The organism is Massilia oculi, assembly GCF_017582745.1.
In the GTDB taxonomy this organism is placed as follows: Bacteria; Pseudomonadota; Gammaproteobacteria; order Burkholderiales; family Burkholderiaceae_D; genus Telluria; species Telluria oculi_A.
This window is the reverse complement of record NZ_JAFVIM010000013.1, coordinates 119,391-138,466: the sequence shown is the minus strand read 5'-3', so window position 1 is coordinate 138,466 and position 19,076 is coordinate 119,391. Positions and strand designations below refer to the sequence as shown.

Annotated in this window: 16 protein-coding genes and 1 tRNA gene; 2 read left to right on the top strand and 15 right to left on the bottom strand. The window is 65.6% G+C overall.

Features of this window, described 5'->3' with window-relative positions; all coding sequences use genetic code 11:
- Positions 1 to 7: 7 nt before the first annotated feature.
- Complete coding sequence (locus J3U95_RS16360) at positions 8 to 1,069, bottom strand: aldo/keto reductase (protein ID WP_208279735.1); 1,062 nt, start codon at positions 1,067 to 1,069, stop codon at positions 8 to 10.
- A gap of 282 nt (positions 1,070 to 1,351) precedes the next feature.
- Between J3U95_RS16360 and J3U95_RS16355 the strand changes: the two genes are divergently transcribed.
- Together J3U95_RS16355 and J3U95_RS16350 are read left to right on the top strand one after the other, a co-directional pair.
- A complete protein-coding gene (locus J3U95_RS16355) occupies positions 1,352 to 1,732 on the top strand; it encodes a CHAP domain-containing protein (protein WP_208279734.1) in 381 nt (126 codons plus the stop codon).
- The gene (locus J3U95_RS16350) at positions 1,713 to 2,243 is read left to right on the top strand and encodes a YqhG/Tai3 family protein (protein ID WP_208279733.1); all 531 of its coding nucleotides are present in this window, start codon (positions 1,713 to 1,715) and stop codon (positions 2,241 to 2,243) included. The genes J3U95_RS16355 and J3U95_RS16350 overlap by 20 nt, the downstream gene beginning before the upstream one ends.
- A gap of 8 nt (positions 2,244 to 2,251) precedes the next feature.
- Here J3U95_RS16350 and J3U95_RS16345 read toward each other — a convergent pair whose 3' ends face one another.
- From J3U95_RS16345 to J3U95_RS16280, 14 genes are all read right to left on the bottom strand, one after another.
- Complete coding sequence (locus J3U95_RS16345) at positions 2,252 to 2,932, bottom strand: DUF6064 family protein (protein ID WP_208279732.1); 681 nt, start codon at positions 2,930 to 2,932, stop codon at positions 2,252 to 2,254.
- Entirely contained in the window at positions 2,929 to 3,876 is a 948-nt protein-coding gene (locus J3U95_RS16340; protein WP_208279731.1) for an aldo/keto reductase, read from the bottom strand. The genes J3U95_RS16345 and J3U95_RS16340 overlap by 4 nt, the downstream gene beginning before the upstream one ends.
- 70 nt (positions 3,877 to 3,946) lie before the next feature.
- Positions 3,947 to 4,156 (bottom strand): hypothetical protein, encoded by a 210-nt coding sequence (locus J3U95_RS16335; protein WP_208279730.1) that lies wholly within the window; start codon positions 4,154 to 4,156, stop codon positions 3,947 to 3,949.
- A gap of 33 nt (positions 4,157 to 4,189) precedes the next feature.
- Positions 4,190 to 4,263: transfer RNA gene (locus J3U95_RS16330), tRNA-Gly, on the bottom strand.
- Between the two features lie 68 nt (positions 4,264 to 4,331).
- Positions 4,332 to 5,357 carry a TraB/GumN family protein gene (locus tag J3U95_RS16325; RefSeq protein WP_208279729.1) on the bottom strand — a complete coding sequence of 342 codons (1,026 nt, stop codon included), beginning with the start codon at positions 5,355 to 5,357 and terminating at the stop codon, positions 4,332 to 4,334.
- A 110-nt stretch (positions 5,358 to 5,467) separates the two neighbouring features.
- Positions 5,468 to 7,009, bottom strand: a complete 1,542-nt coding sequence (locus J3U95_RS16320) for a UdgX family uracil-DNA binding protein (RefSeq protein ID WP_208279728.1) — start codon at positions 7,007 to 7,009, stop codon at positions 5,468 to 5,470.
- A complete protein-coding gene (locus J3U95_RS16315) occupies positions 7,006 to 8,235 on the bottom strand; it encodes a putative DNA modification/repair radical SAM protein (RefSeq protein ID WP_208279727.1) in 1,230 nt (409 codons plus the stop codon). The genes J3U95_RS16320 and J3U95_RS16315 overlap by 4 nt, the downstream gene beginning before the upstream one ends.
- 104 nt (positions 8,236 to 8,339) lie before the next feature.
- Entirely contained in the window at positions 8,340 to 9,911 is a 1,572-nt protein-coding gene (locus J3U95_RS16310) for an SEL1-like repeat protein (RefSeq protein ID WP_208279726.1), read from the bottom strand.
- Between the two features lie 6 nt (positions 9,912 to 9,917).
- Positions 9,918 to 12,131: an EAL domain-containing response regulator gene (locus tag J3U95_RS16305; RefSeq protein WP_208279725.1), complete on the bottom strand. Its 2,214-nt coding sequence runs from the start codon at positions 12,129 to 12,131 to the stop codon at positions 9,918 to 9,920.
- A gap of 8 nt (positions 12,132 to 12,139) precedes the next feature.
- Positions 12,140 to 14,317, bottom strand: a complete 2,178-nt coding sequence (locus J3U95_RS16300; protein WP_208279724.1) for an HDOD domain-containing protein — start codon at positions 14,315 to 14,317, stop codon at positions 12,140 to 12,142.
- A 317-nt stretch (positions 14,318 to 14,634) separates the two neighbouring features.
- Positions 14,635 to 15,924, bottom strand: a complete 1,290-nt coding sequence (locus tag J3U95_RS16295) for a multidrug effflux MFS transporter (RefSeq protein ID WP_208279723.1) — start codon at positions 15,922 to 15,924, stop codon at positions 14,635 to 14,637.
- Between the two features lie 12 nt (positions 15,925 to 15,936).
- Complete coding sequence (locus tag J3U95_RS16290; RefSeq protein WP_441295265.1) at positions 15,937 to 17,139, bottom strand: THUMP domain-containing class I SAM-dependent RNA methyltransferase; 1,203 nt, start codon at positions 17,137 to 17,139, stop codon at positions 15,937 to 15,939.
- 216 nt (positions 17,140 to 17,355) lie between these two features.
- Entirely contained in the window at positions 17,356 to 17,769 is a 414-nt protein-coding gene (locus J3U95_RS16285) for a CopD family protein (RefSeq protein WP_208279722.1), read from the bottom strand.
- A 21-nt stretch (positions 17,770 to 17,790) separates the two neighbouring features.
- Positions 17,791 to 19,056 (bottom strand): glutamate-5-semialdehyde dehydrogenase, encoded by a 1,266-nt coding sequence (locus tag J3U95_RS16280; RefSeq protein ID WP_208279721.1) that lies wholly within the window; start codon positions 19,054 to 19,056, stop codon positions 17,791 to 17,793.
- Positions 19,057 to 19,076 lie beyond the last annotated feature (20 nt).

The following is a 19,076-nucleotide window of genomic DNA, read 5'->3' as shown; positions in this document are numbered from 1 at the left end:
GCGGCCTTTAGGAAGTGGACGACATCTTGTCGGCCCACAGGTCGACCGGGCCGAGGCGATCCGCGCCCTGGGTCGCAAGCATCCAGCCTGGATATTCCGGTGGCAGCTCGCTGACTTCGTCGAGCTGGCGGATCTCGTCTTCGCTGAGGGTGATGTCGACTGCGGCGATGTTGTCCTCGAGCTGGCTCAGTCGCTTGGCCCCGACCAGCACGGAAGTGACGACCGGCTTGGCCAGCAGCCAGGCCAGCGCAATCCGGGCCGGGCTGCACGCGTGCGCTTCGGCGATGGGGCGCAGCACGTCGATGACGTTCCAGGCGCGCTCCTTGTTGATGATCGGGAAATCGAATTCGGAGCGGCGCGAACCTTCCGGCGACTGGTTCTCGCGGCTGAACTTACCCGACAACAGCCCACCGGCCAGCGGACTCCAGACGAGCAGGCCCATTTTTTCCGCTTCGAGCAATGGCCCCAGTTCGCGTTCGAGATCGCGGCTTGCGATCGAGTAGTGGGCCTGCAGCGTATTGAAACGCGCCAGGTTCAGGCGGGCGGAAATCCCGAGCGCGGTCGCGACGCGCCATGCCGGCCAGTTCGAGACACCGATATAGCGGACCTTGCCCTGGTGGACCAGATCGTCCAGCGCGCGCAGCGTTTCCTCGGTGGGCGTCAGGATATCGGTGGCGTGGATCTGGTACAGGTCGATGTGATCCGTCTGCAGCCGTTGCAGGCTCGCTTCGACCGCATCCATGATGTGGCCGCGCGAAGCGCCGACATCGTTGCGGCCTGGCCCCATGCGGCTGTACACCTTGGTGGCCAGCACATAGTCCTTGCGCGCGATGCCGAGATTCTTGAACGACTGGCCGAGCGTGCTTTCGCTTTCGCCACCGGAATACACGTCGGCGGTATCGAAGAAATTGATGCCCGCCTCGATGCTGGCCTTGACGAGTCCATCGGCGCCAGCCTGATCGACATTGCCGATATGATTGTACACGCCGCTACCGCCGCTAAAGGTCATCGTTCCCAGGCACAGCTGCGATACGAGTAAGCCGGTGTTACCCAAGGTCTTGTATTTCATCGTGTTCTCCTCAGAAGACTTCGAATGAATACCAAGGCGCGTTGACGTCAGCCGTTCGGCCCTGGATGACGACAGTCTGGCGCCTTCCGGGATGCCAAGGAATACACATTCTTGGCGAAGCAATGCCTGATTTTGGATCCGCCAGATCGTCCTGCTCACCGTGTACCGGGCTGGCTAGGTTTGCTGCGCGATCTGTTGTCGAGCTGAGCGATTGCGAATACGCAATGCTCACAGCAGGGAGACAACAATAATTGGTCGTGTCTTCAATAGCACGCCAAAATCATGCCAATTGATGTGGAAAAGTTCGCATCGCATTTGCGTACAAACGCGAAAAATCAAAGTCAAGGCAGATGCGCCCGCTTTGTTCGGCTGGCGCTTGAAGCTGCTGGCGCCAATACTTCAGGGCATCCGCTCATGGCCAAGGATTGGGGGCCTATCCTGACGAGAAATGGATTTCATGTTGTCGCCGTTCCTACCCCTGAGCATTTCAAGTTTCAAAAAGGCGATATCGTGGTGATCCAACCGTATCGCGGCGGGAATCCAGCAGGCCATATCGCGGGATTCGACGGCGAGAGATGGATATCCGACTTCGCCCAACGAGACTTCTGGGCTGGTCCAACCTATCGCAGAGAAAGGCCCGTGTATGCTGTCTACCGTCCTTAGCCGCGCACTCTGCGCGATATCTTTCGCTCTCGTTTCAATCACTCCATCCACTGCCGCGCCACGTGAATCAGATGAACAAGTCGCTATCGTGGGCAGCCTGTACAAGACCTTCGCATGGCAGGTGCTGTCGAGTTCATTTAACGTTTTTGGCAAGCCGCTGGCGCAGCAGGCAAGTCCGGTCCTTCGTCGTTACTTTGATCAGGAGCTGGCTTCTCTACTGATCAAAGACGGTCACTGCGCCGCAAAAACCGGCGAAATATGTAACCTGGACTTCGACCCCATCTTCGCGTCACAGGACCCGGCTGCCGCTGACTTGACGATACGTCCCATGCCAAAAGACATTGTGGCTGTTGAATTTACCTATCCCTCCAGCGGTGAGAAAGTGCGGCTGGAGTACCGCATGGCTAGAAGAGAAAATGGCTGGCGGATCGATGACATTCATTATTCGGGAATGTCGAATGGCTCTCTCAAGCAGCTGCTCAAGCGCAAACTCCCCCCCAGCGACGAATAACATCAGGCTCATTGTGCTGGCGAGTGTCTTGAGTGCCTGAAGAGCAAGCCGGCTGCGACTGCCAGGATGGCGAACGTCGGCAACAGCCAGGCATAGCCAACGCGCAGCTCCATCAGGGTTGCCCCGCTTACCGCGCACCAGGCCAGCGGAATCAGCCAATAAATTGGGTGGGCGCGGCATGCCAGCAGCACGCCCAGCGTGGCGACGGCGGTCGGATCGGGCGCGATGCCGAACACTTCAGCGCGATCCCAGCCGCGGCCGCTGACCGGCGCGAGCAGCGGATACCCGAGCACCGCCAGGGCGCAAAGGCCCAGCGCCACGTGTTTCTGCACGCGGGCAGGCGCGGCGCCGTGCGGCCGCAGCGCCACGAAGCACAGCAGCAGGGCCTGCACGCCAAATGCGAGCGCGAAATAAGGACCGGCGGTATTGATGTCCGCATGGCGTTCCAGGTGATAGGCCCAGCCGACCCAGGTCCAGGCCGCGGCCAGCAACAGCAGCGCGCCGCGGCGCGTACGGGCGCCGGGACGCGCAACGCAACCGAGCATGGCCAGACCGGCCGCCAGCGCCAGCAGGTGCGCGGGCCAGACCGCCTCGTTGTACAGGGCGATGAGCCGGTAGTAGCTGCGCTGCGAAAACATCAACAAGTCCGACAGCCTGTAGGTCGCCCACTCGGTCCACCACTCGCTCATGCCAGTCTTTCGGCATCCTGGGCGATGCGCTTGCGCAGGGCCTCGTCGGGCATCCGGCCGGTGCCGGCCAACAGGTTCTCGCGCACGTGGGCCACGCTCGACGTGGCGGGGATCGCGCAGGTGACGGCGGGGTGGGACACGATGAACTTCAGCAGCGCCTGGGCCCAGGTGGCGCAGCCGATGTCCGCGGCCCAGCCGGGCAGCGGCTTGCCGGCCAGCGCGTGAGTCAGGTCACCCTGGCGGAACGGCCGGTTGACGATCACGCCGATGCGACGCTCGCGCGCCAGCGGCAGGATGCGCCCCTCCACCTCACGATCGAGGGCGTTGTACGAGATTTGTACGAAGTCGATAGGGTGTGACGCCATGATCTTCTCGATCTCGCCGTGGCGCCGGCCTTCGGACGTCGTGATGCCGACGTAGCGCAGCCGTCCTTCCTTCTTCATCGCCAGCAGGGTTTTCAGGTGCTCTTCCCACGACAGCAGGTTATGCACCTGCAGCAGGTCGAAGCGCGGCACGCGCCACAGCTTGCGCGAAGTCTCGATCTGCTGCACGCCGCGGGCGCCGCCGCTGATCCAGACCTTGTCGGCCGAGAACAAGGCCGGCGGCTTGATGGCTTGTACGGCTTCGCCGATCACGTCCTGGGCCGAGCCGTACATGGGAGACGAATCGATCATCCGGCCGCCGCCGGCGAAGAACTGGCGCATCACCTCCTGGCATTCCTTGCGCGCCTGCGGGTCGCGGCCGACGTTGAAGGTGATCCAGCTGCCCAGGCCCATGACCGGGATCTGCTCACCGGACGAGGGAATCGGGTGGGTGAGCAGCGGCGCCGGCCCCGGTGCCGGCCCCGGTGCCGGCGCGGCGTGCAGCGCTGGCAGGGCCAGGCTGCCGGATGCGGCGAGCATTGCTTGCAGCAGGCGGCGGCGTGAAGGTGAGTCCAGTATCATCCTTGTTCCTCGCATGGCTGAGTGCAGGAATCGACAGGACACTGCGTCCGAAGATGAGATGGCGCTGCTGTCAGCGCTGATCCGGCCCGGATGGCGGCTTGTCGCCCAGCTGGCGTCGCAGACGCCGATTGTCGAGCCAGAGCGTCACCATCGCAATGACCGCCAGCACGGCAAATCCGTTTTCGCCGAGATAGCGCCAGAACGCCCATGCTGCCCCTGCTGCGACGAGGCCCGTCAACAGCAGCAGAGAGCGGTCTTTGAATGATGTCTTGGAGATCATTTCATGAGCACCGACGGATACGACATGATCGTGTGGAGCGGGTGAAGGGAATCGAACCCTCGTATGAAGCTTGGGAAGCTGCCGTTCTACCATTGAACTACACCCGCGTTGCCAGCATTCTACGCGCGTTTGGGACGGTTTGACAATTTTCCGCCCCTCCCACGCCTGCCCCGGATCAATCCGGCTGCTCGACCGCATACCCCTTCGCCGCCAGCGCCGCGATCACCCCTTTCGGGTCGAAGATATCCTCGATCTTCAGGACGGCGAAGGTCGAGGCATTGGCCGCGAGCGCCTTCTCGGCCGAAGCGATCCATTTCTCGTTCGCACGCGTCCTCATGTGCTTGAATTCGGGCTCGGCATCGAATGCCGCGCTGTTCATCACGGCCCCGGAACAGGCCTCCTCGCGGCTGGTGAAGTCCAGCTTGCGCATTTCATCCATATCGCCCTTGGCCCAGGCATTGGCGCGCTGGCTGGCGGCCTCGATGTCCTGCTCCAGCGTGGCCATCGTGCGCGCCAGGCAGGCGGCGTCGCCCAGGGTCGACTTCTTGAAGTTCTTGAGCACCGTGCGTGCATTATCCATCGGCAGCTGGAAGGTCGACGCGGTCTCCTTCAGCTTCGCTTTCTTGACCAGTTCCAGCAGCGGCTTGCGCACCGCGTAGCTGTCGACCAGGCCCGCCTGCTTGCGCGCGGCGTTCGACAACACCTCCGCCGCGAAGATCGGACGCTCACGTTCGACGTCGTCGTTCTCGGGCAAGTACTTGGCCTTGAACGTGGTCCAGCGCGCATACTCTTCCGCCGGCATCACGTCACGCAAGCTTGCGCCATCCGGATTCTTGCGCATGCCGATGAAGCTTGGCAGCAGCGTGATACCCCTGAAGAAGCCCGGATTGGCCGAGACGCTTGGCGCCGAAAGGTATTCCTGCGAATTCATGATGACGCTCTCGACTTCATGCGAGCGCCATTGCATGTCCTTCGGCACCGGCCCGTACATGCCGAACACCCACAAGACATGCTCGCCCTTCCTTACCTTCCACATGCCCGGGCCGGGACGCTGGGCCACGACGTGGATCTGCTCCGGCGCCGGTTCGGCCGCGCCGGCGTCGACGACGATTGGCGCGGGGGACTGCACGTCTTCCGATTGCGCCCACGCAGGAGCGGCCAGCAGGGATAGACAGAAAGCGGATACGGCGAGTTTGCTCATGAGGAAATCCGGTTGTGGAAAACCACCAGATCTTACGTCAAGAACGACGTCGGCAACCTTGCCGTAACACGGCTGTTTCAATTACATGAGCAACGCATATCGTGCATATATCAGCCTTCCGGCGGCTCCGGCGCGTCTGGCTGGTCCAGCAATTCCTGCGCCAGCTTCAAGCCCTCGACCATCACCGAAAACGCCTCGTGCTTGGACGCCTCGTCCGGTACGCGCAGCACGTACGACGGGTGGTAGATCGTCACCACCCAGCTGTCGCCATGGCGCACCGGCCGTCCCAGCTTGTCCTTGAGCGTCGCGCTGCCCGTCTGCAGCACCGACTTGAGCGCGGTCGCGCCCATCGCCACGATGACCTTAGGCTTGCGGGTGGCGATCTCTTTCTCGAGCCAATAGTGGCAGGCCTCGATCTCCTTCTGTGCCGGCGTCTTGTGCAGGCGCCGCTTGCCGCGCGGCTCCCACTTGAAATGCTTAACGGCGTTGGTGATGTAGACGCCCTTGCGCTCCACACCGGCCTGCTCGAACACGCGGTCGAGCAGCTTGCCGGCCGGGCCGACGAAGGGCTGGCCGGCCAGGTCTTCCTGGTCGCCCGGCTGCTCGCCGACGATCATGATTTTCGCGTGCTTCGGCCCTTCGCCGCCGACCGCCTGGGTCGCGTGCTCCCACAGGTCGCAGCGCCGGCACTCGTCCAGCTTCGACGGCTGCTGGCGCTCGGGCTGCGCCTGCTCGGCTTCGATCGGGATCGTGCGGCCGCTGCGCCTTCCTACCGCCTCGACCTGGCCGATGCGGCGCGCACCGAGGCCGGCCTGGCTGACCAGGGACGGCACCAGCACGCCTTCCGGCAGGTTCTTCCAGAAGCGCGACGGGATGTGGCTTTGCATGACCTGCGTGTTCAGGCGCGCCGGGTTGAAGATGCTGCGGTAATAGGTCAGCCACAAGGCTTCGCCGGCGTCGTCGAGATCGGCCGCGCTCGACATCAGGGGACCAGTGTGGTGCAGGGTGGCGCCGTCCCACAGCACGCTGGCGTCGGGCGTGGCGATCATCCAGCTCACCTTGCCCATGCGCGCGACAAAGTGTTCGGCCACCTGCGGCAGGACGTCATGGGCGGGCTCGAACCAGGCCACGAAATGGGGCGCGCCGGCCTCGATCGGCCGTTCGCGGAATCGGATGTAGGCGTGCATATCGTGTACCTCGCGCCGCACCGCCTTGACCATCGCGTGCAGCCGCTGCCCGTCCGGATCGGCGGGCGATTGCACGTCGTGCTCGCCCTGCTGCCAGCGCCAGATCACCCGGTAAAGGAAGGCCCAGCGGTCATGGTCGCGAAAGCAGGCGGCGCTCTGCAACATCTCCATCAGGGAGCGAGGGACATGCGGCCTTGGCGTCGTTGCATTGGAAGGCTCCTGCTCAACCGCTTGAGTCGCCAGGAGGTCGCCTCCATTATGCGCAGCCGCCTGGCAAGCCGGCGCACCCGAGAACAGGTCGGCGCCCGGCGCGCCCCATGTCACCGCTTCGGGGGGCACGCCGGCGCGCAGCAGTTCGCGCGCCACCGCGCGCCATGCGGTGAAGCCGTCCACCAGCAGCGGCTGGCCCGCGCGCACGTTCGCCACCGCGGTCGCGGCGAGGGCGGCGGCGGCATCGGCGTTCATGCCGCCTGCAATTCGGGCCACAGATTCATCTGCTGCGGCGCATCGGCCATGTGCTTGCGCAGCAGTTCGGAACTGGTCGCGCCCTGCGCCGGCTTGTAGTCGGCGGTGACGACGAAGGGCGCCAGCTTCTTGAGGCTGCAGCGCAGGCGCGACAGATCTTCCCAGCGGATGCGGCGCAGGCGGCGCAGCTCGACGATGCGCTTGGCGTTGCGCAGGCCAATGCCGGGAATGCGCGGGATCAGGGAGGCGTCGACCCGGTTCAGGTCCATCGGGAAGTGCTCGCGGTTGCTCAAGGCCCAGGCCAGCTTGGGATCGACGTCCAGCGCCAGGTTGCCCGTTTGCGGCATCAGTTCGCCGGCCGTGAAGCCGTAGCCGCGCAATAAAAAGTCCGCCTGGTACAGGCGGTGCTCACGCAGCAGCGGCGGCGGCGCCAGCGGCACGCTGCCGGGGCTTTGCGGGATCGGGCTGAAGGCCGAGTAGTACACGCGCTTGAGCTTGTAGCTGCCGTACAGCGTCTCGGCCGTGTTCAGGATGGTGTGGTCGTCGCTGGCGTCGGCGCCGACGATCATCTGCGTGCTTTGGCCAGCCGGCGCGAAGGCCGGCGCCTTCGGCTCTTCGGCTTTTTCGTCCAGCTTGCGGCGAATGGAACCCATCGCCAGCTTGATCGTGTGGACGCTTTTTTCGGGCGCGAGGCGGGTCACGCTGTCATGGGTCGGCAGCTCGATGTTCACCGACAGGCGGTCGGCCCAGCGGCCGGCTTCCTGGATCAGCAATGGATCGGCGTCGGGGATGGTCTTGAGGTGGATATAGCCGCGGAACTGGTGCACCTCGCGCAGCTGGCGCGCCACCGCGACCAGCTGCTCCATCGTGTAGTCGGCCGACTGGATGATGCCCGAGCTGAGGAACAGGCCGTCGATGTAGTTGCGCAGGTAAAAATCCTGGGTCAGCTTGACGACTTCGTCCACCGCGAAGCGCGCCCGCGGCACGTTCGAGGTGCGCCGGTTGATGCAGTACTGGCAGTCGTAGATGCAGAAATTGGTGAGCAGGATCTTGAGCAGCGAGACGCAGCGGCCGTCCGGCGTGTAGCTGTGGCAGATGCCCATGCCGGTAGTGGCGCCCAGGCCGTCCTTGCCTTCGGAACCGCGCTTGGGCGCACCGCTGCTGGCGCAGGATGCGTCGTACTTGGCCGCGTCGGCCAGGATTTCGAGCTTGTCGTTGAGTTCCATCGCGCGCGCGTGACTGTATGGGCATACAGTATAACGCGATGTGCATACGCACACGGTGCGCTGGCGCAGGCATGTGTGCCTGCCGACGGTTCAAATGCGGGACGTCAGACCGAAATCAAGCGCTCGGCCTGGGACAACTGTTGCGGCTCCATCCTGCCCGCGATCTTCGCCAGATAGGCCGTGGCCGGCGCCACGCCGGCGCCGCCGGCCCGGTGCAGCCAGGCATAGGCCTCGACCAGGTCACGCTGGGCGCCCTGGCCCGCCGCATACATCACGCCGAGATTGAACTGGGCCCGCGCATGGCCCTGGCGCGCGGCGCACAGGTACCAGAAATGGGCCGCCTCGTAGTCGCGCTCCACGCCCTTGCCGCAGTCGTAGCGCAGCCCCAGCTCGAACTGCGCCAGCGCGTGCCTGTGGTCGGCCGCCTTGTGGAACCAGTCGGTCGCCTCGGCTGGGTCGCCCGTCTCGAGCCGGTCGAGCAGCGCGCCGACCATGTACTGGGCCGGTGCGTAATCCTGGCCGGCCGCGCGCCGATACCAGGCCAGGGCCTGCGCGCTGTCCTGTTCGACGCCGTTGCCACTTTCATAGCGCAGGCCCAGGTCGAACTGGGCCCGCAGGTGTCCCTGCTCGGCCGCCTTGCGATACCACTCGGTCGCCTGGGCCGGATCCTGCTCGACGCCGATACCCGCATCGAGCAGCTGCCCCAGCTGGTACTGGGCCGCCGGCAGTCCCTGCTCGGCCGCGCGCCGGTACCAGGCGGCCGCCTGCGCGGCATCGCGCTCCACGCCCTGGCCGTGTTCATAGCGCATGCCCAGGCTGTTCTGGGCGCCGGCATGGCCCTGGTTCCCGGCGCGGCGGTACCACGCCAGGGCCAGCGCCTCGTCGCGCGCCACGCCGTGGCCCGTGTCGTAGATCAGTGCGAGATTGAACTGCGAGCTGGCGTGTCCCTGCTCGCCGGCACGGCCGTACCACAGGATCGCCTGCCGGCTGTCCTGCTCGACGTCCTGGCCCTTGTCGTAGCGCAGGCCGAGGTTGAACTGGGCCGGCGCATGGCCCTGCTCCGCCGCCTTGCGCATCCAGGCCAGCGCTTCGCGGGGGTCGCGCGCCACGCCCTGGCCGGCGTCGTAGCGCAGGCCCAGGTTGTACTGCGAGCGCGCATAGCCCTGTTCCGCGGCGCGCCGGTACCAGTGCAGCGCCGCTTCCTGGTCCTGGGCCACGCCCTTGCCGGTCTCGAACATCATGCCCAGGTTGTGCTGCGCGCCCGGCTCGCCCTGGTCCGCCGCCTGGCTGAACCAGTGCAGCGCCTGGCCCACGTCGCTGGTCACGCCCTGGCCTTTCGCGTACAGCCAGCCCAGGTTGTACTGGGCCGGCGCGTAACCCTGGTCGGCCGCGCGCCCGTACCAATGGGCCGCCTGGGCGAAATCCTGCTCCACGCCCTGGCCCTTCTGGAACATAACGCCGAGGTTGTACTGGGCCTGCGCCAGGCCGCTTGTCGCGGCCATCCGGTACCAGACCACCGCCAGCTCGTCGTTCCTGGGCACGCCTTGGCCGCTCACGTACATGAAGCCCAGGCTGTGCTGGGCCTGGACAACGCCGCGCTCGGCCTGCGCTTTTACACGCAGGAACTCCGCGCTATACGTCGGCGTCTCACCGGACACGAGTGGCGTGTCGAGCATGATCGGTCAGGCCTGCACCGCGCGCAGGCTGGCGCCCGACTGGGTGCGCAGCGCGGCCATGAAGTCCTGCAGCGAGATCGGGCGATAGAACAGATAGCCCTGCATCGTCAGGCAGCCGTTGGCGCGCAGGTAGCGCGCCTGCTCCTCGGTCTCGACGCCTTCGGCGATCAGGTTCAGGCCCAGGCCGCGCGCGATCGAGATGATCGCCAGGATCACCGGATAGTGGCCGTCTTCCTGGTGGATCTCCTTGACGAAGGACTGGTCGATCTTGACGGTGTGGATCGGGAAGCGGTGCAGGTAGGACAGGGACGAGTAGCCGGTGCCGAAGTCGTCGATGGCGATCGACACGCCCAGCTGGCACAGCTTGTTGAGCTGCTCGATCGCATACTGCGGGTTGCGGATGCAGATGTTCTCGGTGATCTCGACCTCGATCTGCTGCGGCGAGATGCCGTAGCGCGCCAGCGCGCCGCGCATCTTCTCGAAGAAATCGCCGCGGTCCAGGTATTGCGGCGACAGGTTCAGCGACAGGCGGATCTCGCTGCCGCCGATCGCATTCCACTGCAGCATGTCGCGGCACAGCGCGCCGATCATCCAGTCCGAAATCGGCAACATCAGGCCGTTCTCTTCGGCGAACGGCAGGAACTCGCCGGCCGACAGGCGCCCGCGCGTTGGATGGTTCCAGCGCATCAGGGCTTCGGCGCCGGTGATGCGGCCGCTCATGGCATCGATCTGCGGCTGGTAGAACATCTCCAGCTCGTCGTGCTCGAGCGCGCGGCGCAGCGCCTGCTCCAGCGCGATCTTCTGGTGCGACACTTCGAGCATCGAGTCATGGTAGAAGCTGTGGCCGTTCTTGCCCAGCGCCTTGACCTGGTACATCGCGATGTCGGCGTGGCGCAGCAGCTCGTCGATCGATTCGCCGTCCTTCGGGTAGATGGCGATGCCGATCGAGGCCGAGATGTGCACCTCGTGGCCGTCCAGGTCGAACGGTTCCTGCAGCACCTCCAGGAATTTGTCCGCCACCATGCGCGCGTCGTCGCGGTCGCGCAGCTCGGGCAGCACGATGGTGAACTCGTCGCCGCCCTGGCGCGCCAGGGTGTCGCCCTTGCGCAGGCATTCCTTCAGGCGGCCGGCCGCCTGCTGCAGCAGTTCGTCGCCCTTCACATGGCCCAGCGTGTCGTTGACCAGCTTGAAGCGATCGAGGTCGATGAACATCACCGCGAGCTCGGTCTGCTTGCGCTTGGCCTGGATCACGGCCAGGCCGAGGCGGTCCTTGAACAGGATGCGGTTCGGCAGGTCGGTCAGGATGTCGTGGTAGGCCTGGTAGGAGATGACCTCTTCGGCGCGCTTGCGGTCGGTGATGTCGCGCGCCACGCCATAGGTGCCGAAGAACTCGAGCTTCTTCACTTCCTGGTCCGGCACGTGCATGCCGATCGCGTTGAGCGAGATCGTCATCAGGGTGGTGTTGAAGGTGCGGTCATGTCCATTGCCGCCGCGGCACTTGAGGCGCAGCTCGACGTTGCGCGACGCGCGCTCGTCGACGCGGCGCTCGTTGAACACGTAGCGCGCGCGCTCCAGGTCTTCCTCGTGCACCAGGATCGAGTAGTGCTGGCCGATCAGCTCTTCGCGCGTGTAGCCGAGCAGCTGGTAGGCGCGGTCGTTGACGAAGGTGAAGCGGCCCTCGTGGTTCAGCGTATAGATGATGTCCGGCGACGAGTCCACCAGGTAGCGGTACATCTTCTCGGAGTTCTCGAGCTGGTTCGCGATGCGCGCATTATCCAGCGTCAGGCGCCGCCGCTGCAGGGCATTGCTCACGGTGGAGAGCAGCTCCTCGCGGCTGTAGGGCTTGCGCAGGTAGCTGTAGGCGCCGCGCTTGAGCGCGCCGATCGCGGCGTCGATGCCGATCTCGCCGCTCATCACGATGACGTCGGCGTCGATGCCCTTCTCGTTGATGAAATCCATGATCTCGTGGCCGCCGATGTCGGGCAGGCGCAGGTCGAGCAGGACGAGATCGAAGTGCTGACGCGAAAGGTGAGCGAGAGCATCAGTCCCTGACGGCGCCGTCACAAGACGGTAGCCGCGTCCCTGCAGCAGTTCGTACAGCGAGGACAGCAGGCGTGGCTCGTCGTCGACCAGCAGCAGGCGCGGCTGGCTGTCGGTCTCGAGCGTCTGGGAGAAGGGAGCGGGTTCGCCGGGAAGCATGTTGGCGGGATGCGCGTGCATGGTGAGGGTTAAGCGGAACCGAGGGCGCGCGCCGGGAGCGCGGGGGCCGCACCGGCGCCGGACCACGCCGGCAGGAGGATTTCAAAGGAAGTGCCGGCGCTGCCGCTGCGGCAGGCGATGTGGCCGCTCAGCTGCTTGACCAGGCCGTGGACGATCGACAGGCCCAGGCCGCGGTTGCCGCTGGCGCCGGCGTTGGCGCCGTCCTTGGCGCTCCTGACCGGAGAAAACAGGTTGGCCAGCACCTCGCGCGACAGGCCCGGGCCGTTGTCGCTGACGACGAGTTCCAGGTAGACCTGGCGCTCGCGATTCACGTGGCCGCGGTTGACGATCTCGATCCGTCCCGCCGGGCGCGAGCCCAGGGCTTCGACCGCGTTCTTGACCAGGTTGACCAGGATCTGCTTGAGCACGTCGGGGTCGCCCTCGATCGCGCCATCGCCTTCCATGCGCGCCACGATCTGGGTGTTGGCCGGCACGTAGCCGCTGCCGCGGAACAGGCGCAGCACGTCGTCCACCACCTTGGCCGCATCGAGCGGACGCGGAGCAGCGTCCGGCGTGCGCTGGTCGGCCAGGCTGCCGATCAGCTGGCCGACGCGGTCGATCTCTTCGTTCAGGATCGACAGCTCGCCGCCCACCGGCTCCTGGCGCGCCAGCTTGCCGTCCAGGACACTGAGGTAGTTCTTGATGATCGCCAGCGGATTGTTCACTTCGTGGATCACGCGGCGCGAGGCGTCGCGGAATTCCTCGGCCACGCTGGCCAGCTGGCGCCGCGCGTGGCCGCGCTCGAGCAGCAGGTTTTCCAGCGCGCTCGCGGCCTGCGCGCCGAAGGCCTGCATGAAGCGCTCGCGGCGCTGGCAATGCGGCAGCTGCCAGCCCGGCACGCCGCCGACCAGCACGCCCAGGCAGCGCGGACCGGCGACCAGTGGCACCACCACCAGGCTGTCGGTGCCGAGCATGCGCAGCAGCTGTTCCTCGGCCAGGCCCAATTGATCCTGGTGGCGCGCACGCTGTACGAAGGCTGGACGGCGTTCCAGCGCGCTGCGCGCGACCGGGCCGCCTTTCGCCAGCGGCAGCGTGAACTCCGCAATGCGCTGCGCGCCGAAGGTCGGGGCGCCGGCAAGCAGCTGGCCGGTCGGGTTCTCGAGCAGCACCACGGCGCTGTCGAAATCGAACAGGATGCGCGCCGTGCGCGTCATCGCGTCCAGCAGGCTGGACTCGCCCTGCTGGCGCGCCAGGCTCTGGCCGACTTCGGACACCAGCACCATATTGCGCACTTCGTCGTTCAGGCGCTGCTGCACCGGATCGACGGGCGGCGGCGGCGCGTAAGCCGGCGGACTCGGGATGTCGTCGGCGCCCGCCAGGTCGATGCCAAGGTGGGCGGCGGCCTGCTCGACCTGGCGCGCGGCGTGTCCGACCAGCTGGGCCGCCTGCGCGGCGTCGATGCCGCACAGCGCGCCGGCCTCGCTCACCATCGTCGCATCGTCGGCATGATGGGACAGCACGTGCGCCAGGCGCACGATGCGGATCAGGGGATGGCTGGACTCGAGCCGTTCGCTCGGTTCGTGGTGGTACAGCACCGCGTCGGCCAGGAAGGAATCGAGCTGCCAGCGCTCGATCAGCCAGGCGCCGGCCTCGGTGTGGGTGATCTGCAGGGTGCGCTGCTCGACCGCGCACAAGTCGTCGTCGTCGCGCGCGGTGAAGTTGAAGCCGTATTCCTTGGGCGCCGCGGCCAGCAGCGCCAGCCGGCCGACGTTATGCAGCAGGCCGGCCAGGTAGGCTTCTTCGGGATGCGCGTAGTCGAGCGAGCGCGCCACGTCGCGCGCCAGTACCGCCGCGCTGAGCGAATGCTTCCAGAACGCGCGCAGGTCGGTGCTGTTCGAATGGGGGAAGCTGTTGAAAGTCTGGAATACCGAATCGCTGATGACCAGGGTCTTGATCATGTCGGTGCCGAGCGCCACCAGCGATTGTTCGAGGTCGGCGCTGCGCGTGTGGCGATGGTAGGCGGAGCTGTTGGCGACCGCCAGCAGCTTGCCGGTCATGCCGGCATCCTTCGCGATCAGGGCGGCGAGTTCCGGCATGCCGAGGTCGTCGGCCTGCAGGTGCTCGATCAGCTTGACCAGGATCTGCGGCATGGCCGGCAGACGGGCAATCAGCAAACGATTGCGAATGTCCTGGTCGGATTGGTGCATGTTTTCTAGCACGGCCGCCACTTGTCGAAGATTGGGTTGGTGGCGTTGCCCGCTACCCGGGGCGGCCACAACATCTGGCACTTCAGTCAATGGAACAGGCGAGTGAATTGCCCTCTGCTCCGGATGTAAAAAACGTATCGTAGCATATATACATTTCTGATCAGGAACAATAGTTACAGTAATAACTCTTGCCGAGGGCTAGCTCTAACTGTATGGCAGAGAGAAAATGAACATATGCTTGTTGCATCAATACGACTGTTGCATAAAAAATCGTAAATTTCAGACACAAAAAAACCCGGCATTCGCCGGGTTCGCGATCAGGGAACGTGCTCTCCCCGTGCCCGCAATTTGCGCCGGTGGCGCCGCGCCGTGTCCCAGAACGCCAGCGAGACCAGCACGAAGAACATCTGGCCGACGGCCAGCGCCAGCACCGAGTGCGACAGCATGGGGGCGACGACGCCGGCCACCACCGCGCCCAGCAGGGTCGAGACGAAGGACTGGCACGAGGCCACGGTGCCGCGGATGTGCGGGAACAGGTCGAGCGCCAGCAGGGTCGCGCCGGGCGCGATCAGCGAGCTGCCGAAGGTGAAGAAGAACATCGGCGCCACCGTCCACGGCAGCGCCGGCGGCAGGAAGGCGTGGTAGGTCACGTTGAAGGCCACCGCCCCCAGCATGAAGAAGTAGCCGATGCGGATCTGGCGCGCGAAGTCCATCCTGCCGGCCAGGCGGTTGGCCATCAGCGAGCCGAGGAAGATCCCGCTCACGGTCGGCACGAACAGCCAGGCGAATTGCGATGGCCCCAGGCCCAGGCTTTCGGGCAGCATGACCGGCGCCGCCGCGATGTACAGGAACAGGCCGCCGAAGTTCAGGGCAGTCACGCCGGCCTTCATGTGGAACAGGAAGGAGCTGAAGATGGCGCCATAGCTCTTGGCCAGGAAGCGCGGGTTGAATGGCTGGCGCTGGGTACTGGGGATGGTCTCGGGCAGGTGCTTCCAGCAGAACCAGCCCAGCAGCACGGTGTACAGGCACAGCGCCAGGAAGATCGCGCGCCAGTCGAACCACAGCACGATCCAGCCGCCCACCACCGGCGCGATGGCCGGCGCGATCGAGAAGATCATGGTCACCATCGACAGCAGGCGCGCCGCCGCGGTGTCGGAATACAGGTCGCGGATGATGGCGCGTCCCACCACCACGCCCGCCCCCGCCGACACGCCCTGCATGATGCGGAACACCCACAGATAATGCACCGAGGACGCCGAGGCGCAGCCGAAGGTGCCGATCGCGAACACCACCAGCGCCACCAGGATCACGTTGCGGCGTCCGAAGGCGTCCGACAGCGCGCCATGCCACAGCACCATGCCGGCGAAGGCCAGCATGTAGGCGGTCAGTGTCTGCTGCACCTCGAGCGGGGTCGCCGCCAGCTCGGCCTGGATCTGCGGGAAGGCCGGCAGGTAGGCGTCGATCGAGAACGGCCCCAGCATCGACAGGGCCGCCAGCAGGGTCGCCAGGCCGCCGGCCGACAGCATCGCGATCTTGTGGGGAGTGGGGAGCGGAACCGGGGTGACGGGGTCCTTCGGAAGATCGGGCGGGTCGGTTGGCGGCAGCATCGTCAGTCCAGGTCAGTCCTGCTTTGGTTTTGCTTCTTCGCGGCGGTTGAAACCGGCCACCATGTCGAAACGGAACAGGCGGCATTCGAGCGCGCCGTTGAAGAACGGCGTCTTGCGCGATTCCTTCAGGCGCAGCATCTTGGGCAATCCCAGGTCGGCAGTGAACAGATAAGCGGTCCAGCCGGCGAAGCGCTGCTTGAGCGTGGTGGAAAAGGCCGAGTAGAAGCCCATTGCCATCTCGTCCTGCGGCACGGTGCTGTCGCCGCGCACGCCGATCCGTTCGCCGTACGGCGGGTTGGTGAGCAGGATGCCCGGTTGCGCGGTCGGCGCCACCACGTGCTGGGCCTCGATCTGCTTGAGCGGCACCTCGAACAGGATGCCGGCCACCTTCAGGTTATGGCGCGTCATGGCCACCATATCGCCCGAGATGTCGGAGCCGAAGATGGTCGGCTCGGTCGGCAGCGGGTTCGGCTTGATCGCGGCCTTCATGTCGGCCCAGGCCTGGCGGTCGTGGTCGGCGAACTGTTCGAAGGCGAAGCGGCGGCGCGCGCCGGGCGGGATGCCCTGCACCATCTGGGCCGCCTCGACCAGGATCGTGCCCGAGCCGCACATCGGGTCGAACAGCGGCACGCCCGGCTTCCAGCCCGAGACGCGCAGCAGGCCAGCGGCCAGGTTCTCGCGCAGCGGCGCGTCGCCCGTCTCTTCGCGCCAGCCGCGCTTGAACAGCGCCTCGCCCGAGGTGTCGAGGTAGATGATGAAGTTGCGCTGGTCGAGGAAGCCGACGATGCGCATGTCCGGCTCGCGCGTATTGACCGAGGGACGCTTGTTGTACTGGTCGCGGAAGCGGTCGCAGATCGCGTCCTTGATCTTGAGCGTGGTGAATTCGAGGCTCTTGAGCGGCGACTTGACGGCGGTGACGTCCACGCGGATCGTGTGGTCGGGGCCGAACCAGTCTTCCCAGGGCTGCTCGAGCACCAGGTCGTAGATGTCGTTCTCGTTACTGTAGCTGCGCTGGCCCATGCGCATCAGCACGCGCGAGGCGATGCGCGAATGCAGGTTGACCAGCCAGGCGTCCTGCATCGAACCCGAGCAGTGCACGCCGCCCGGCACCTGGTTGTGCACCTTGAAGGTGGTGGAAAGCTGGGCGATCTCGCCCAGTTCTTCGGCCAGCGCCGCTTCCATGCCGCGCGGGCATGGGCAAAAATATGAGGCCATGAGGGGTACCCTTTGTCCGTTGATGAAACTGTGTTGATAACGCGTCAGCCGTGGTGCCGGATGACCGTTGGATTAGTTATTGCCACCTGCTTCCGCACGTCGTCCCCGCGGAGGCGGGTACCCAAGTCCTGCGCTCAGTCAGAAGTGCATGCTTAAGTGGCTACGCGAGCCACTTGGGTACCCGCCTTCGCGGGTACTACGTGCAAAGGCTGCGTCTTAGAACGGCTTGACCGTCGCCAGGATCACGATCACCAGCAGCAGGATCACCGGCACTTCATTGAACCAGCGGAACCACGTATGGCTGCGCGTGTTCACGCCGCGCTCGAATTTTTTCAGGATCGAACCGCAGGCATGATGGTAGCCGATCGCCAGGATCACCAGCACCAGCTTCGCGTGCAGCCAGCCGTGCTTCATGCCGATCATCATCGCCAGCCACAGGCCGAGCAGCAGCGCCGGCACCATCAGGATCGTGGTGAAGCGGTACAGGCGGCGCGCCATGCCCTGCAGGCGTTCCAGCGCTGCCGGGTTGGTTTCCTGGGCCAGGTTCACGAAGATGCGCGGCAGGTAGAACAGGCCGGCGAACCACGAGGCGATGAAGACGATGTGCAGGGCTTTGATCCAGAGGTACATGCGATTCCTTGTTATTGTTGATTACTGACGAACTTCGCCGTGTCCGAACACGACGTACTTGAGCGAGGTGAGTCCTTCCAGCCCTACGGGTCCGCGCGCATGCAGCTTGTCGTTCGAGATGCCGATCTCGGCGCCCAGGCCGTATTCGAAGCCGTCGGCGAAGCGGGTCGAGGCGTTCACCATCACCGAGGCCGAGTCTACTTCGCGCAGGAAGCGCATGGCGCTCGTATAGTCCTCGGTGACGATGGCCTCGGTGTGCTTCGACGAATACGCGGTGATATGGTCGATCGCCTCATTCATGTCGGCCACCACCCTGACCGCCAGGATCGGGGCCAGGTATTCGGTGCTCCAGTCTTCATCCGTCGCGGCGGCCAGGTGCGGATAGCCGGCCAGGATCTCGCGCGCCTCCGGGTCGGCGCGCAGCTCGACCTCTTTGGTGGCATACAGCGCGGCCAGGCGCGGCAGCACGGTGGGCGCGATCCCGCGCGCCACCAGCAGGGTTTCCATCGTGTTGCAGGTGCCGTAGCGGTGGCATTTGGCGTTGAACGCGACCGCCAGCGCCTTCTCGACGTCGGCCTTGTCGTCGATGTAGACGTGGCAGATGCCGTCCAGGTGCTTGATCATCGGCACCGTGCTTTCCTTCATCAGGCGCGCGATCAGGCCCTTGCCGCCGCGCGGGACGATCACGTCCACGTACTCCGGCATCGTGATCAGGGCGCCGACGGCGGCGCGGTCGGTCGTGTCGACCACCTGCACCGCATCCTGCGGCAGGCCGGCGCCCGCCAGGCCCTCGGCCACGAGCGTCGCCAGCGCGCGGTTGCAGTGGATCGCTTCCGAACCGCCGCGCAGGATGGCGGCGTTGCCGCTCTTGATGCACAGGCCGGCCGCGTCGACCGTCACGTTCGGGCGCGCCTCGTAGATGATGCCGATCACGCCCAGCGGCACGCGCATCTGGCCGACCTGGATGCCGCTCGGACGCACCTTCATGTTCGAGATCTCGCCGACCGGATCGGGCAAGGTGGCGATCTGGCGCAGGCCGGCGACCATGGTGGCGATCGCGCCGTCCGACAGCGCCAGGCGGTCCATCAGGGCCGGGGCCAGGCCGGCGGCCTGCGCCATTTCCAGGTCCTTCTGGTTGGCGGCGCGCAGGCTGTCGGCATCGCGCTCGATGGCGGCGGCGATCAGTTCCAATGCGCGGTTGCGGGTGGCCGTATTGGCGCGCGCCATGGCGCGCGAGGCGGCCCGGGCCTGGCGGCCCAGCTGGTGCATGTGTGCGGTGATGTCCATCGTGATTCCCGTTGCGTTAT